Origin of the sequence: Dactylosporangium roseum, from assembly GCF_025264685.1 — a bacterium.
Taxonomy (GTDB): Bacteria; Actinomycetota; Actinomycetes; order Mycobacteriales; family Micromonosporaceae; genus Dactylosporangium; species Dactylosporangium roseum.
In genome coordinates this window covers 5,788,492-5,802,786 of record NZ_CP073721.1, presented here as the reverse complement: position 1 = coordinate 5,802,786, position 14,295 = coordinate 5,788,492, and the positions used below count along the sequence as shown (strand labels likewise).

Annotated in this window: 8 protein-coding genes and 4 pseudogenes; 6 read left to right on the top strand and 6 right to left on the bottom strand. The window is 66.9% G+C overall.

Features of this window, described 5'->3' with window-relative positions; genetic code table 11:
- Nucleotides 1-117 precede the first annotated feature (117 nt).
- Nucleotides 118-1,104, top strand: a pseudogene (locus tag Drose_RS27110) (IS701 family transposase); the annotation flags it as partial.
- Nucleotides 1,105-1,177: 73 nt separating this feature from the next.
- On the opposite strand, the gene ltrA reads toward Drose_RS27110, so the two are convergent.
- Entirely contained in the window at nt 1,178-2,938 is a 1,761-nt protein-coding gene (gene ltrA, locus Drose_RS27105) for a group II intron reverse transcriptase/maturase (protein WP_260724143.1), read from the bottom strand.
- Between the two features lie 698 nt (nt 2,939-3,636).
- Between ltrA and Drose_RS39385 the strand changes: the two are divergent.
- Nucleotides 3,637-3,813: pseudogene (locus Drose_RS39385) on the top strand (IS701 family transposase); the annotation flags it as partial.
- A gap of 166 nt (nt 3,814-3,979) precedes the next feature.
- Nucleotides 3,980-4,827: pseudogene (locus Drose_RS27095) on the top strand (IS5 family transposase).
- On the opposite strand, the gene Drose_RS27090 reads toward Drose_RS27095, so the two are convergent.
- From Drose_RS27090 to Drose_RS27070, 5 genes and pseudogenes are all read right to left on the bottom strand, one after another.
- A complete protein-coding gene (locus tag Drose_RS27090) occupies nt 4,796-6,736 on the bottom strand; it encodes a hypothetical protein (protein ID WP_260724142.1) in 1,941 nt (646 codons plus the stop codon). The pseudogene Drose_RS27095 and the gene Drose_RS27090 overlap by 32 nt on opposite strands.
- Nucleotides 6,737-6,898: 162 nt before the next feature.
- Nucleotides 6,899-7,678 carry an ISAs1 family transposase gene (locus Drose_RS27085; protein ID WP_260724141.1) on the bottom strand — a complete coding sequence of 260 codons (780 nt, stop codon included), beginning with the start codon at nt 7,676-7,678 and terminating at the stop codon, nt 6,899-6,901.
- A 76-nt stretch (nt 7,679-7,754) separates the two neighbouring features.
- Entirely contained in the window at nt 7,755-8,108 is a 354-nt protein-coding gene (locus Drose_RS27080; protein ID WP_260724140.1) for a transposase family protein, read from the bottom strand.
- A 146-nt stretch (nt 8,109-8,254) separates the two neighbouring features.
- A pseudogene (locus Drose_RS27075) lies at nt 8,255-8,538 on the bottom strand (transposase); the annotation flags it as partial.
- 136 nt (nt 8,539-8,674) lie between these two features.
- The gene (locus Drose_RS27070; RefSeq protein WP_260724139.1) at nt 8,675-9,763 is read right to left on the bottom strand and encodes a ParB/RepB/Spo0J family partition protein; all 1,089 of its coding nucleotides are present in this window, start codon (nt 9,761-9,763) and stop codon (nt 8,675-8,677) included.
- 1,029 nt (nt 9,764-10,792) lie between these two features.
- On the opposite strand from Drose_RS27070, the gene Drose_RS27065 reads away from it, so the two are divergent.
- Genes Drose_RS27065 through Drose_RS27055 form a run of 3 tightly spaced genes read left to right on the top strand, consistent with a single transcriptional unit; the run spans nt 10,793 to nt 14,219 of the window.
- Nucleotides 10,793-11,815, top strand: a complete 1,023-nt coding sequence (locus tag Drose_RS27065; RefSeq protein ID WP_260724138.1) for a GDP-mannose 4,6-dehydratase — start codon at nt 10,793-10,795, stop codon at nt 11,813-11,815.
- A gap of 50 nt (nt 11,816-11,865) precedes the next feature.
- A complete protein-coding gene (locus Drose_RS27060) occupies nt 11,866-13,218 on the top strand; it encodes an NDP-hexose 2,3-dehydratase family protein (RefSeq protein ID WP_260724137.1) in 1,353 nt (450 codons plus the stop codon).
- Nucleotides 13,215-14,219, top strand: coding sequence for a Gfo/Idh/MocA family protein (locus tag Drose_RS27055; RefSeq protein WP_260724136.1), 1,005 nt, complete (start codon nt 13,215-13,217; stop codon nt 14,217-14,219). Before Drose_RS27060 ends, Drose_RS27055 begins: the two co-directional genes overlap by 4 nt.
- Nucleotides 14,220-14,295: the final 76 nt, after the last annotated feature.

Here is a 14,295-nt window from a genome sequence, read left to right as displayed (position 1 = left end):
TCCTCGACATCGTTCCTGGTCAACAGCGGTTTGAGTACTCGACTCTGGCCACGTCGGGAGTGTTGATCGTCCTATGTAGACTATCGGCTCGTGTCGGTTGGTGCGGTGCCTGGCTGGATGTCGGCGTTCGATGATCTCATGGCGCGCCTGGCGCCTCGGTTCGGTCGGGTGGAACCCCGCCGGCAGGCCCGCAGCTACCTGCTCGGATTGCTGTCGCCGCTGGCGGACAAGAACGGCTGGACCCTCGCGGAAGCAGCGGGCGACCAGACCCCGGACCGGATGCAGCGGCTGCTCAACCGAGCCCGCTGGGACGCCGACACGGTCCGCGACGACCTGCGCGCTTACGCCGCTGATCAGGTCGGCGATCCCAGCGGGGTGCTGATCGTGGACGAGACCGGGTTCATCAAGAAGGGCACCAAGTCCGCCGGGGTCCAACGGCAATACTCCGGCACCGCTGGCCGGGTCGAGAACTGCCAACTCGGTGTGTTCCTGGCCTATGCCAGCCCACGTGGACGGGTACTGCTGGACCGCGAGCTGTACCTGCCCCGTACCTGGTGCGACGACCAGGACCGCCGCCGCGAGGCCGGGATCGGCGACGAGATCCGGTTCGCGACCAAGCCGACGCTGGGGCTGCGGATGCTCGCCCGCGCACTCGACGCCGGCCTACCCGCGAAGTGGGTCACCGCAGACGAGGCATACGGCAAGGACGCCAAGTTCCGGCTCTGGCTGCAGCAACGCCATGTCAGCTACGTCCTGGCAGTGCCGAGCAACCAGAAGATCCCAACCGAGCGTGGCAGCGCCCGCGCTGACGCCCTGGCCGCCGCCGCGCCTGCCCTGGCCTGGAAACGACGCAGCTGCGGCGACGGTGTCAAAGGCCCGCGCGTCTACGACTGGGCGGTCGCCACTCTGCCCGACACCGGCACCGCCGAACACGGCTACACCCGCTGGCTGCTCATTCGCCGCAGCATCACCAAACCAACCGAACTGGCCTACTACCTGTGCTACGGCCCCGCCGACACCAGCGACGAGGAACTCATCGCCGTCGCCGGGACCCGCTGGGCGATCGAGGAATGCTTCCAGACCTCGAAGCACGAGGTCGGCCTGTCGGGTAGCCCCGGCGCATTGCTGCGCCGGGGCCCCCTCAGAACCGGACGTGCCCGGTTTCCGGGCATCCGGCTCAAGCAGCCGCGATGGGCTGGGGTGAAGATGGGGCACTGGCCTCCCTGCCAGTGTTCGGATGGCGAGTCCGTTGGCAGGAAGCGTGTATCAGGCGGGTTGATGCACCATCCGGCTTGCCGGGTCGGCCCGACTGTCCATCGTGGACGAGGTAGTCGTATTCGATGGCCTTGCGGGTGACACTCAGCCACCATCGTTCCCACTCGCCTGGGGACTGTGGTGGCTGGTCGGCGGTGAGGATCACCTCCTTACATGCCGGACAGTGACCGTCCTGCTGTTCCAGCAGGCGCAGCGTGTATTTGTCCAGCGGGGGTTTGCTCCGTCGCCGCCGCACGGCCCAGTAGTCGATCAGGTCGGGATCGTCTGGAGACGCCCCGGCCTGGACCTGGTGGTGCCGGACGATGTCGGTCCAGGAGAACCTGGTCAGATACGGCACGCCGCGCTTGTCGGCACGGTCGCGAGCGCCGAATACCCACCGGTCGTTCCTGAACTTGTTGAACCGGCCGAAGTAGCGGGCACTAACCCACGTCTTCGACTTGTTCGGGTGGCGGAACTTGGCCCACTTGTAGGTCAACCGCCACACCTGGGTATCCAGCGAGTGGAAAGTCTTGCTGGACACCACCATCCGGTAGTAGGCCGACCAACCCCGGATGATCGGATTGAGTCGGGCGATGACCGCCATCGCGTTGGCGCCGCGCAATGCGCGGACCTCCGTTGCGAGCCGTTCCCGGATCCGCTTGACCGCCGTCTTGCTCGGCTTGATCAGCAACTTGCCGCGTCGGTAACGACGGACGTTGAACCCCAAGAAGTCGAAGCCGTGTTCGAGGGCGACGATGGTCGTCTTGTCCTCGTTGAAGGCCAGACCTCTGGGCGCCAGCCATGCGGCGAGCTGTTCCTTGACCTGCTGCGCCTGCTCTTGGCTGTGGCAGCACACAACAAGATCGTCGGCGTACCTGACCAATGCCGGGGAGTCCGCCACCACCTTCCCCGCGTCCTTACGGCCCGCTGGGTAATATCGGACCCCGGCAGCCCCCTCCAGCCCGTGCAACGCCACGTTCAACAGCAGCGGCGAGATCACCCCGCCCTGAGGGCTTCCCTCGTCAGTTGGTGCAAACCCTTTGCCGTGCTCGAACACGCCCGCCTTCAGCCACGCCCGGATCATGTCCCTGGCCGGGAACGACCCGATCGCCGTCAGAAGGTGGCTGTGATCGATCTTGTCGAACGCGGCGGTCAGATCGGCGTCCAGAATCCATGTCCGTTTTGCGGTTGGACCACGCAACGTCGTGAACAGGGACGCGATTGCGTCAGCACAGCCACGTCCCGGCCGGAACCCATACGAACGGGGCTCGAACCGGGCTTCCCACTCGGGCTCCAGCGCGTTGCGGACCCTGCCCTGATGGCAGCGGTCCATGATCGCCGGAATGCCGAGCCCGCGCAGCTTTCCGTTGGCTTTCGGGATATACACGCGCCTGACCGGCAGAGGCTGCCAGGACGTCGTCGAGCGGTGCACCCGCACCGCCAACTCCATCCGCGCCGCGGAGGTCAGTGCGACCTCCCCGTCCACCCCTGCGGTCTTGCGACCTGCGTTGCGCTGGGTCGCCTGCCGGACGCTGACCAACACGTTCGACCACGACCGCAACATCATCTTCTGCAGCGACCGGACCTTGGCCCAGTCCTGCTCCCGTGTCGCCTTGAAGATCCTCCTGCGCAGTCGTCGTACGTCATCCTCACAACTGCGCCAGTCCACAGTGGACCAGCTCACGGATGCGTCCTCAGGTCCGTTCACCATCGGTGTCCAACTTGCCCCTCGGCTCCCACGACTCACGATCTCGGTCTTCACCAGCCACCTGCTCACGTCAGCGCCCTTTCAGGCCCGGCCACCAGGACCGGTATCCGGCCAGTTATCCGCACCAACCGTCAGGAGCACGGCCATACGCTGCGGTTTCCTGCCGCCTTTCGGCGCACCGGCATTCGCTTCTTGAGCGTCCTGTTCCCACCAAAGCATCAGCTCCCCTTACGGTCGGCCTACCAGGCATCGAGCACCTGGACCCGGACGGGGTTTCCACGTTCCGCACCTCCGAGACACGGCCGGGTTGGGCGCCCTCTATACCCCGAGGCCGGCGGTGTTCCCGCGACCGGCTGGTCTTCCCCGGTCGCCGCCTGCCGTCTCCCAACGGCCGGGCCCTGTTCCCCGGTCACACTCCGTCCACCCGGGGATCTGATTCACGAGGCGTCATCGAGGGTTCACTGGTGTTCACCCGTCCGGCCTTCTCCTTGCCTGTGGTCACCGGACGAATCGGAGACCCTTGGGCTTCTACCCCGAGCTTCGCACCCCGCAATTACCCGCGACGCACGTCGAGGCGGAGACAGGCGTCGAACACTCGCCCAGAATCACGCAACCGCCATAGACGGCCTCCTACCTGCGTGTTCACTCGGAACTGTGCGACCTCGTGTCGCACCGACCACTACCAGGTCCGCCGCTACGACGCCTGGTACCGCCACATAACTCTCGTTATGGTTGCCCACGCCTTCCTCACGGTCACCGCCACGAACGCGGAAAAAGGGGCACCGCACCCGACCAACAGGGACTCATCCCGCTCACCCTCGGCGAGGTCCGACGTCTCCTGGCACACCTGATCACCACCATCCGACCAGGCGAGCACATCGATCGATGGTCACGATGGCGCCGACGCCATCAGTTCAGAGCCAGAACCAGCCACTACCAGCGAAGACTCGGCCTCCTTGAAGTGCGGCTGGAGTATTATAGGTCCTAACAAATTTGAGCGAGGGTCTTCCGTCCTTTGTGGAGGATGATCTAACATCTTCGGCCGTGAGGCGTGGTGAGCAGCCGCCGTGGATCGTACCGGACGGGCTGTGGCAGCGCATCGAGCCGTTGCTGCCCAAGCCCAAGCGCGACCCACGGCGTCCGGGTCGGCCGCGGGTGCCGGACCGGCAGGTGTTGTCCGGCATTCTGTTTGTGCTGCACACCGGGATCCAGTGGGAGTTCTTGCCCCAGGAACTGGGGTTCGGGTCCGGGATGACCTGCTGGCGGCGCCTGGAGGAGTGGAACTCCGCCGGAGTGTGGCAGCGGCTGCACGAACTGCTGCTTGCCGAGCTGCAGAGTGCTGGGAAGCTGGACTGGTCCAGGGCGGTCATCGACTCCTCGCACGTGCGGGCGGCGCGACGTGGCCCAAAAGCGGCCCGAGCCCGGTCGACCGCGCCCGAGCGGGCTCGAAGCACCACGTCCTGACCGAGGGCGCCGGTATTCCCCTGGCCGTGTCACTGACCGGCGGCAACCGCAACGACGTCACCGAACTGCTCCCGCTGATCGACAAGGTCCCGCCGGTACGAGGCCGCCGCGGACGGCCCCGGCAGCGGCCGGACGAGGTGTTCGCCGACCGCGCCTACGACCACGACAAGTACCGCAAGGCCGTGCGGGCCAAGGGCGTCCGACCACGCATCGCGCGCCGAGGCCAGCCCCACGGCTCCGGCCTGGGCGTGTACAGGTGGGTGATCGAGCGCACGATCGCCTGGTACCACGGCATGAAACGGCTCCGCATCCGCTGGGAACGCCGCGACGACATTCACGAAGCGTTCCTCGGCCTCGCCACCTGCATCATCACGTACCGACACGTCGTACGACTTTGTTAGGACCTCTTAGGTAGAAGTCGAGGTCGTGGACGGTTGGCATGTCGCTCTTGTAGTAGAAGGTACTCTCGTCCTTGAGAATGTTCCGGATCTGGCGTGGGTCTTGGGCACGGCCGGCCGACACTTCTACCGCCCAGGACCCGGTGATCACATCACTAATTCGTCGTGTGACGTCGTCGACCTGCAGTCCGAAGCACCTTGCGAGCGGCTCGATCCAGTGCTCGTCGAAGTCGAACCGGAACTCGTAGCCGTCGCCGGCTGCTCGGCGAGTTCGTTGATACCAGGATGGGCGCCGTGTCCTTTCGAGCACCTGGCCGACTGGACGGTTGGCTGCCGCAAGGCGGTCGCGTCCGCTGCTGCCGACGTCTATCACGCCGTGGTCGTCTAGGGCGGTCAGCGCATGTCGTGCCGCCTCCCGAAGCAGTATGTGCTGCTCGGTGCCAAACGCGGCCTTGCGGAGTATGTCTTCGAAGACCCCCAGTTCTGCGGCGGAGTCGGTGCTGGCGCGTTCGATCGCCAACAGAAGCCACATCAGCGCGTTCTTGTCGTAGAAGGGCAGGCGAGCGTCATTGAACGGTCCGCCTGTAACTGTTCCAGCGAATTCAGCGAGCGCTCGTAGCTCTGCTTGGGCTCCAAGTTCGCATAGCAGGTGTACGGCGTGGGCGGCCCGCCAGCGGATCGATTCGTCGGGGTCGGCCAGTACTGACCAGATGTAGCCGGCGACACAGCGGTGCAGGTCATCCGATGGAGCCAGGTCAGCGCGCCACGGTCCATCGCCTGTATCCGCGTCATTGAGGTAGTCGAGTTCCGCTATAGCCTGGTCGAACGCATCCCTTGCCTGTTCAGGTAGCAGCCGCGGAGCGAGCGTGTAGACCAGACCGAAGCAGGCGTCGGCGTCGAGGAAGTCGCCACGGGCACCGACCTCGACCAGCGCAAGGTCGTACAGGTCATCGGACCGGCGACCGGTGGCACGACTCAGCAGTTCCGGTTCCAGCCCCTGATACCTGTAGGCCCCTGCGATCTGATCGCAGAATCGGTGAACCGCATGAAGAGCAAGATCCCGCGTGGCGTCAACCGTTGCGCGGGGTAGGCCGCTGGCGGCCGTCAGTCGTTCCAGCAGTGAGCGGTAGATGTACGCGCTCAGGCGGCTGTTGTTACGAACGTTTCCGATCGCTCTGCTGAGGTGGCGCGCCGGGGTGGCAAGCACGGCATCGACGAAGTCGTTGGTGTGGACGCTGCGCTCTTGGTTCTCGCACATACGGCGGGCGGCTTCGAGGTCGTCTGGGTCGCTGAGATCCAGCGAGTTCAGGGCTTGGAGGTCTGCTGTGCGGCGCGCCTCATACGTCGCGTCGCGATCGAACCACGAACTGCTGGTGTAGTGCGACGAGTGCTTCTGCGGATCGAAGACGCGCTGTCGGTAGCTGTCGTGCGCGTAGCTCGTTCTGTCGAGGTCGACTGAGAACCGGCGCGCCAAGGCGTGGAGCTCGTCGAAGTACTCGCGGTGATGCCAGGCCGTGCGGTCATAGCGGCTGACGACGTCGAACAGCCGCGCGGCGTCGACCGTGCCCGACTGCAGCGAGTCCTTGAGCACGCCGCGAACATCGAACGTCTCCGCCAACGGGAGCAACGCCACCGCACCGTTCGACGCGCGCGTAGACAGTCCGGTCTCGAACTCCAGCAGCGCCTGCAATACTCGGTCGGCCGCCCCGAACCGCCGGCTGCGCCATCTCCCGGCCAGCGCAACGGCACTAGATCTGCTGAACTGCGCAACAGTCTGGATGCATCGCTCGTGGTCGGCGGCGTCGCCGAGGTACTCCGCGAGCGCTTCGAATGTCCTGGCCGTGAGGTAGGCGCGTTCGCTGTCCTCGCCCACCTTCGATGCCTGACGCGCGACGGCGTAAATCGCGTCCAATCGGCGCCTCACGTCATCACCGATCTTGTCGGCGGTGTCGATTGCCCGTCCGAAGAAGGCCCTCGCCTCGTCGGTGCTTGCCGGACGGATCGCTCTCGCCAGATCGGTGAACGTCGAGATCTTCTCGCTGGCATCGGTGCGAGCCTGGGAGATCGACCGGGGTCATTGCATAGTCGGGTAACCGCTGGTCACGTTGGTGATCAGGTCGTGTGAGCGGCGGTTGGCTTGGCGGGTGGCGCGGGCGATGTTGGTGGCGCCGGTGGTGCGGTGGTAGCCGATGGCGGTGTTGCGCGGAGTGGCGATGACGGCGGGTCCGGTGCCGGTCCGGGCCTGGTGGTGGTCTTCACGGAAGGTCACGTCTCGCACGTTGTGGATCATGTTTTCGATGTGCCAGTGCCGGCGTATCCAGGTCTGCAGTTCGCGTGGCAGCGCCTCGGCGGCGGGTAGTGACACGGTGAGGTAGGCGGTTTCGCGGCTGGTTTTGCCTGCTACGACACGGGTTCGGGTGATCCGGACGGCTTGTTGGGCGTGCGGGAACGCGATACCGCCGGGCGTGGCGACGGTGAGGGCTTTGACGGTGCGGGTCTCGCGGCGGCCGTGGCCGCGGTCGCGGGTGCGGTCACCGGCCGGGACCTGTGCCCACGGCAGGCGTTTGAGCTGTTGGAAGAGGGTCGGCTGGTTGGCCTTCACCTGGACCATGAGGTGCGCGCCGCGGCGGGTGACCTCCTCGGCGTGGCCGGTCTGGGTGTGCAGGGCGTCGGCGATGAACAGGACCCCGTCCAGGCTGCCCAGGGTGGTCTCGACTGCGTCGAGCAGCGGCGTGAACGCCGGGATCTCGTTGCTCTTGGCGTCCACGATGGCCTGGGCCAGGACGATGCCGGTGCCGGTGTCCAGCGGCGGACAGCAGGTGCACCTGCCGGCCGCCGGCAAGGTGCGCGCCACGCAGGGTCTTGCCGTCGACGGCGACGACGGTGCGGTGCCGCCCCGGCCGTTTCGGACTGCGGGCGCGGGTCCGCAGCTAGCTGGCGAGGACGGTGCTGAGCTGCCGGTCGTCCAGGCGGGTCAGCAGCCGCCACACGGTCGTGCCGGCCGGCACCCCGTCGGTGAACCCGAGCCGCTGCCGGGCGCGTTCGTCGAGGTCGTGCAACCAGTCCGTGATTGCGGCGAACGACGATGCGCCCGCCATCACGGCGCACACCGCCACCGCGAGCAGCGCGGTCAGCGGGTAGCGCACGCCCCGCGGATCACGAGGGTCCGCAACAGCGGCCAGGACGTGGAGCAGCCCACGGTGTTCACGGTCGGTGACCGGCGCCGGTCCGCAGTCCCTGCCGGGTGCGGTAACGGTCAGTGCGGCGATGAGAGATGATGCCATCTGCGGGTGAGGTCCTTGCGGTGGTCCGGAGCGTCGAGAACTCCATGATCACCGATGCGGCCTCACCCGCTTCCGTCGCCTCCCCAGAGGCCAACCACCCCTCGAAACCCCTGCTCAACGCCCCGATGCCCGACTACGCAATGCCCCTGCCCGTAAGCCTCATCACCCGTCAACCAACCGGACGGCACATCCGCCTCGATCGCCCGCTCCACCATCCCTGCGTCGCAACGGTTTCGTCGCGAACCGCACCGCGTCCGGGACCCCAGCCTCCCGACACCGCTGCCGGTCGGTGGTCCACTCCTTCGGCAGATATTATAAAGCTCCCGATCGATCAACGCCCGCCCCCGCGGCGAGGCATACGCCAGGAACACACCCACCTGAGCGTTCTCGATCGGCCCGCCGTCCCGGAGTTCTGCCGCGCCACACCGGCAAGCGCGGGACGCCCGTTTCGCCGGCATTCGCCCGGATCCTCGCCGCTCGGCCGCCGTGAATCGCCGAAGACCTGCTGCGCGCCATCCGGACCGTCACCGGCGGCGGGGCGCTGATGTCACCGTCCGCGAGTTCGCTCACGTCTCGTCCATGATCTGCAGTTCGTTGGCGATCTTCTGCCACTCGGCGGACATCCGACGCGCCAGGTCGGCGAGAACGTAGCTACAGTGCGCGGGCAGGTCTTTCGACAGCTCTAGCCAGTCCTCGAAGCGGACCGCGTGACTGCTCAGCCACCGGATCAAGATGCGGCCGGACTCGCTGAAACGCAGCGACGGGTCGCGTTGCAGCCCCTCCAGCACCTTCTCCAGTCCCGCCTGCCGGGGCTCATCGACCACCTGGCGCGCGTTGCGGCGCCTCCGCCCGTCGCGGCCCTCCCGGATCGACTGCCCCGACAGCACCGGCTCGTCGCCGCGGCTCAGGCGTTTACGCACGTCCTGCGCGGTCGTCGGCGAGACGCCGGCCAATCGGGCGACCTCGCGTAGCGGCAGGTCCGGGGTCTCACGAATGACTCCAGCGGCTCGCCGCCGACCCTCCGAGTTGTCGACGGGCCGGCGTCGCCCGTCGCGGCCGACTCGTGTCTCGGCACCCCGGACGATGTCGTCGTGGGGCTCGATCTGCTTGCGGATCGAGCCGACGGTGCTCGGGCCGAGACCGATGGCGCTTGCGATCGCGCGGTCCGACCATTCCGGATTGTCGCGGATGATTCGCCCGACGGCGCTGACCCGGTCCTGCGGCGACAACGGGCGCCCGTGCGTGATGTTGGCCCGGACGGCGAGAACGAACGCCTCCCGGTCGGTGCCGTCGAAGAAGCGTACCTCGATGGTCTCGTCACCGCGCAGGACCGCCGCGGCCAAGCGGTGCATGCCGTCGACGATGCGCATGGTCTGGCGATGCACGATGATCGGTGGAAGGTTGTCTCCGGCCTCGGCGAGCATACGGATGTGCTCGCCGTCTTCGCCGCCGAGCCGCGGCGAATCGGCGGCAAGCAGCGCTGTTACCGGCACCCTCGTGGCACACCGGTCCGGCTCTGACGCGCCCCGCTGCGCCGGAAATTCGTGCGCAGCGGCCGCGCCAGGCGGGGGGGACGTCAGAAGCGGGTCGGATTGAGGTAAGGCAGGTCCGTAACGCATATGCTCCCCAGGTATTGATCGCCTGTCATGCGTCACCCTCTAGGTGTTCCATCCCGTTCCATGAGGCAGCCCCACGCAGCCAGGGCGCCGGGTGGAGTGGTCGGAGCTTGCTAGGGAGGAGACGAGGCCATGGCAACCGGCGGCAAGGCGCACAATTACCTGCTGTGGTCAGGTACCGCCGCGCCCGCCGTCGGCAGATTCACGCTAGCAGAAGAGCCAAAGGTGCTCCGGGTGCGCTCTGGCGGGATGACCGCCTAGATAACATGGACGTCTATGAATATAGCCATCAAGCGGTCGGCTGTCACCCGGAGGATCATTCGGAAGCGTATCGAGCGGTGATTGCCAGCGGCCTGTGTGTGGCAAAACTCACTGCTGCGAATTCGCTGAGAGTTTTTTCAATAGCTGGCAGTCTCCTGGAAACGTGGAGGAAGCAGTATGCGGCCGGGTGTCAACATTATGGATTGTTGATGATCGTTCCCGTCGGTGACTGTCAGTCGCGGACGGAGCGTCGGCGCTGGCTGCAGAAGCCGGCGGTCCAGGTGACGATCTTCGGGCGGGCCTCGGCGCGGGTGCGAAACTGGTGTCCGGCCGCAGCCGACTCACCGGTCTTCCGAACGATCGGGACCGCGCCCGCGCGAAACTCCCGATGAACCGGCGTCTCACTCGGCTGTGCGCCTCTATCGCTCATGTCCTCGCCGCCACGCTACGAGGGAACCACAGTGGTGTGCCGGTGGTGCCGAATGTCTGCACATAGTGGGTCTGTCGAATAGCTGCTCGGGCCGCTTCTACGGCGGCGACGGACCGGCTGTTGGCTGCGCCGGTCGAGATCCATTCGCGGCCCGTCGGACTCGGCCGGTCATTCGCAGAGCCCTCGCGACCTGCGAAGACCTCCTACGAACCGGATCGCCGCACTAGTAGATTCACTACTAAACGCATTCACTTCTATTGTTCCCGGCAGGCCCGGCGTAAGCTACCGGAGACGCCATTACATAAGGCGTTTCCAATAGCGGCGACTTGCGGCACGATCAGTCGCCCGTTCGTGGGGAGGCTACCCTGGCCAGGAGAGTGCTGATCACCGGCATAACGGGCCAGGATGGTGTTTACCTCGCCGAGCAGCTCCTGTCCGAAGGTTATCAGGTCTTCGGGGTCGTGCGCGGCCAGAGATCGGTCTGTGATCCCAACCGGCGCCCACTCCGACCCGAAATCAAGCTCCTTTCCGGTGACCTGCTCGACCAATCCAGCCTGATCGCGGCGGTGGAGACTGCCCAGCCCGACGAGGTCTACAATCTCGGGGCACTGTCGTTCGTGCCGGTTTCCTGGCGCCAGTCGAATACGGCCGCGCAAATCACCGGCGTGGGTGTGCTGCGCATACTGGAGGCCGTGCGCGTGGTCGCGGGTGTCACCGCGTCGGTTACCCCTGGGGCGAACTGCCCACGCTTCTATCAGGCGTCGTCCTCCGAAATGTTCGGAAAAGTCAGGCGCACGCCGCAGAATGAGCAGACGGTATTTCATCCGCGCAGCCCCTACGGGGTCGCCAAAGTATTCGGCCACTACATGGTGCAGAACTACCGCGAATCCTATGGAATGTTCGCAGTGTCGGGAATTCTGTTCAATCATGAATCCCCGTTGCGCGGACCGCAATTCGTCACCCGACGGGTCTCCCTCGCCGCCGCTGCGATCAAACTCGGACTGCACGACGAGCTGCGGCTGGGGAATCTCGACGCCCAGCGGGACTGGGGCTTTGCCGGCGATTACGTCCGGGGCATGGTCCAGATGCTCGCCCAGGACCGGCCGGAGGACTTCGTGCTCGGGACGGGGGTCACCAACAGCGTCCGCGAGCTGGTTGACCTGGCCTTCCGGCACGTCGGCCTGGACTGGCGCGACTACGTGCGCGCCGACCCCGGCCTACTGAGGCCCGCCGAGGTCGATTCCCTGTGCGCGGATTCGAGCCGGGCCCGCCAGAAGTTGGGCTGGAAGCCGGAGGTGTCCTTCGAGGAACTCGTGGCGATGATGGTCGATGCCGATCTCCGGCTGCTCTCGGACGACCGCGAGATGGCCGCCGAAGCCATGTTGGCCACCCTGCGGTGAGCGTTTCAAGTAGCCCCGGATGGAAGAGGCGCACGGATGGCGGACCTTTGATGCCCGTTAGCCACGTCCAGGACGACCGCCAGGCGTTTCTGGACTGGTTCGCTGAACGTTCGCTGGCCACCGGCTGCGAGGTTGAGTGGGTCGGGCTGGACGACCTGAAGGAATGGCGGTCCGACCCCGTCACCGGCGACCTGACGCACGCAAGCGGCCGGTTCTTCGCCGTGGAGGGCCTGCACGTGCGCACCAGCTATGGGACGGTCCCCGAGTGGAGCCAACCGATCATCCGGCAGACGGAGATCGGCATTCTGGGGATGCTGGTCAAGGACGTCAGCGGGCGCCTGTTCGGCCTCGTCCAGGCCAAAGCCGAGCCGGGGAACGTCAACACGATCCAGGTGTCACCCACCGTGCAGGCCACCCGGAGCAACTACACGCAGGTACACCAGGGGCATCGCACCAAGCACCTGGAGCACTTCACGCGTTCGCGGGAACGGGTGACGCTTGTCGATGTCCTCCAGTCGGAGCAGGGCTCCTGGTTCTACGGCAAGCGCAATCGCAACATGGTGGTCCGGGCGACGCGTGACGTTCCCGAGGACGACAACCACCGCTGGGTGCCCGTCGAGGAACTCCGGCGGTTGTTGAGAACCGACTGCCTGGTCAACATGGACACCAGGACGGTGTTGGCCTGCCTTCCCTATTCCCTTCCGTCGGACCGGCCGTACCCGGACGGCGCGGACGTGCTGTCCGCGCTGGTCCGTTCACTGCTCCCCGGCGGACGCACCCGGCACAGCCTCGAGGAGCTGTTGAGCTGGCTCACCGAGGCCAAGAATCGCCACGAGCTGGTCACCCGTCGCGCGTCGCTGGACGGGCTCGCCGGCTGGCGCCGGACGCCCGACACGATCAGCCACGAGGACGGGCGGCACTTCAGCATTGTCGGCGTGCGGGTCCGGGCCAGCGAGCGCGAGATCGTCACCTGGGACCAGCCAATGCTCTACCCGCACGGCATGGGCGTCGTGGCGTTTCTGGCCAAGGTCATCGACGGGGTCGCCCACCTGCTGGTGCACGCCCGGTTCCAGGCGGGCCTGCTGGACCGCGTGGAGATGGGCCCGACGGTGCAGTGCAACCCGAGCAACCACGCCGGGCCGCAGCCGTTGTTCCTGAACGAGGTGCTCAACGCGCCCGCCGACCGGATCCTGTTCGACACCGTCCAGGCCGAGGAGGGCGGCCGGTTCTACCGGTCGGAGAACCGCTACCTCATCGTGGACGCCGGTGACGACTTCCCCGACGAGGTGCCCGGCGAATACTGCTGGGTGACGGCCGGTCAGGTCACGTCCCTGCTCAAGCACGGCTACTACGTCAACATCGAAGCGCGCAGCCTCATCGCCTGCGTGCAGAGCCTGTGGTGAGGGACAGCCCGGCGCCGGCCGTCAGGTTCGGCACGCTGGGCTGCGCCGACATCGCACTGCGCCGCACGCTGCCGGCGATGCGCGCCGAGGAGTCCGTCGAGCTGGTCGCGGTGGCCAGCCGTGCTCCGGAGCGCGCGACGAAGTGCGCGGCCGCCTTCGGAGCCGACGCCGAGAAGAGCTATGACGACCTGCTGCGCCGGCCCGACGTGGAGGCGGTGTACCTGCCGCTGCCGACGGGCCTGCATCACGAGTGGGCGTCTCGCGCCCTGGCGGCCGGCAAGCACGTCCTGGCGGAGAAGCCGTTGGCCACGAGCCACTCCGAGGCCGCCGACCTGGCCGGGTTGGCGCGGGCCGGCGGCCTGGTCCTCATGGAGAACCTGACATTCCACCGGCACCCCGTCCACCGGTTGTCGCGCGAGCTGGTCGAGTCGGGCCGGATCGGCGAGCTCCGCAGCCTGCACGCCGAGTTTGCCTTTCCCCCGCTGCCCGACCGCGACATCAGATACCGGCCCGACCTGGGTGGGGGCGCGCTGCTGGACGCCGGCGTCTACCCGGCCAAGGCGGCGCGGATGTTCCTGGGGGAGGACCTGACGGTCGTCGGCGCCGTGGCACGGCGCGAGCCGCGGTACGGCGTGGACATCGCGGGGAGCGCTCTGCTCGCGCGGCCGGACGGTGTGACCGCGCACTTGACGTTCGGATTCGAGCACTTCTACCGGTGCGCCTACACGCTCTGGGGCAGCACGGGACGGCTCGAGGTCGGCCGGGCGTTCACGCCGCCGCCGCAGCTCGCCCCGCCGGTCCGGCTGGTCACCGGCGACGGCGTCGAGGAGTTCACGGGTCCTCCGGTCGACCAGTTCCAGCTGACCCTGGCCGCGTTTGCGCGCGCCGTCCGCGGCCCGCGCGCGGACGCCGGCCCGGTGGACGATGCGCTCCGGCAGGCTCAGCTGATCGATCTCATTGCGAAAAGCTCCGCACGGGCATTGGAGGACAGCCATGCGTGAACGGGATGCAAGGACCGGCCGCCGGGTCGTCCGCACCGCCGGAGTTCGCCGATGACGCCCGTCATCGACGCCGCCG

What these genes read in the sequence shown, in the direction of transcription:
- Drose_RS27060 (WP_260724137.1), top strand. Translation starts at nt 11,866, where the DNA reads ATGCCCGTTAGCCACGTCCAGGACGACCGCCAGGCGTTTCTGGACTGG.
- Drose_RS27080 (WP_260724140.1), bottom strand. Translation starts at nt 8,108, where the DNA reads ATGGCATCATCTCTCATCGCCGCACTGACCGTTACCGCACCCGGCAGG.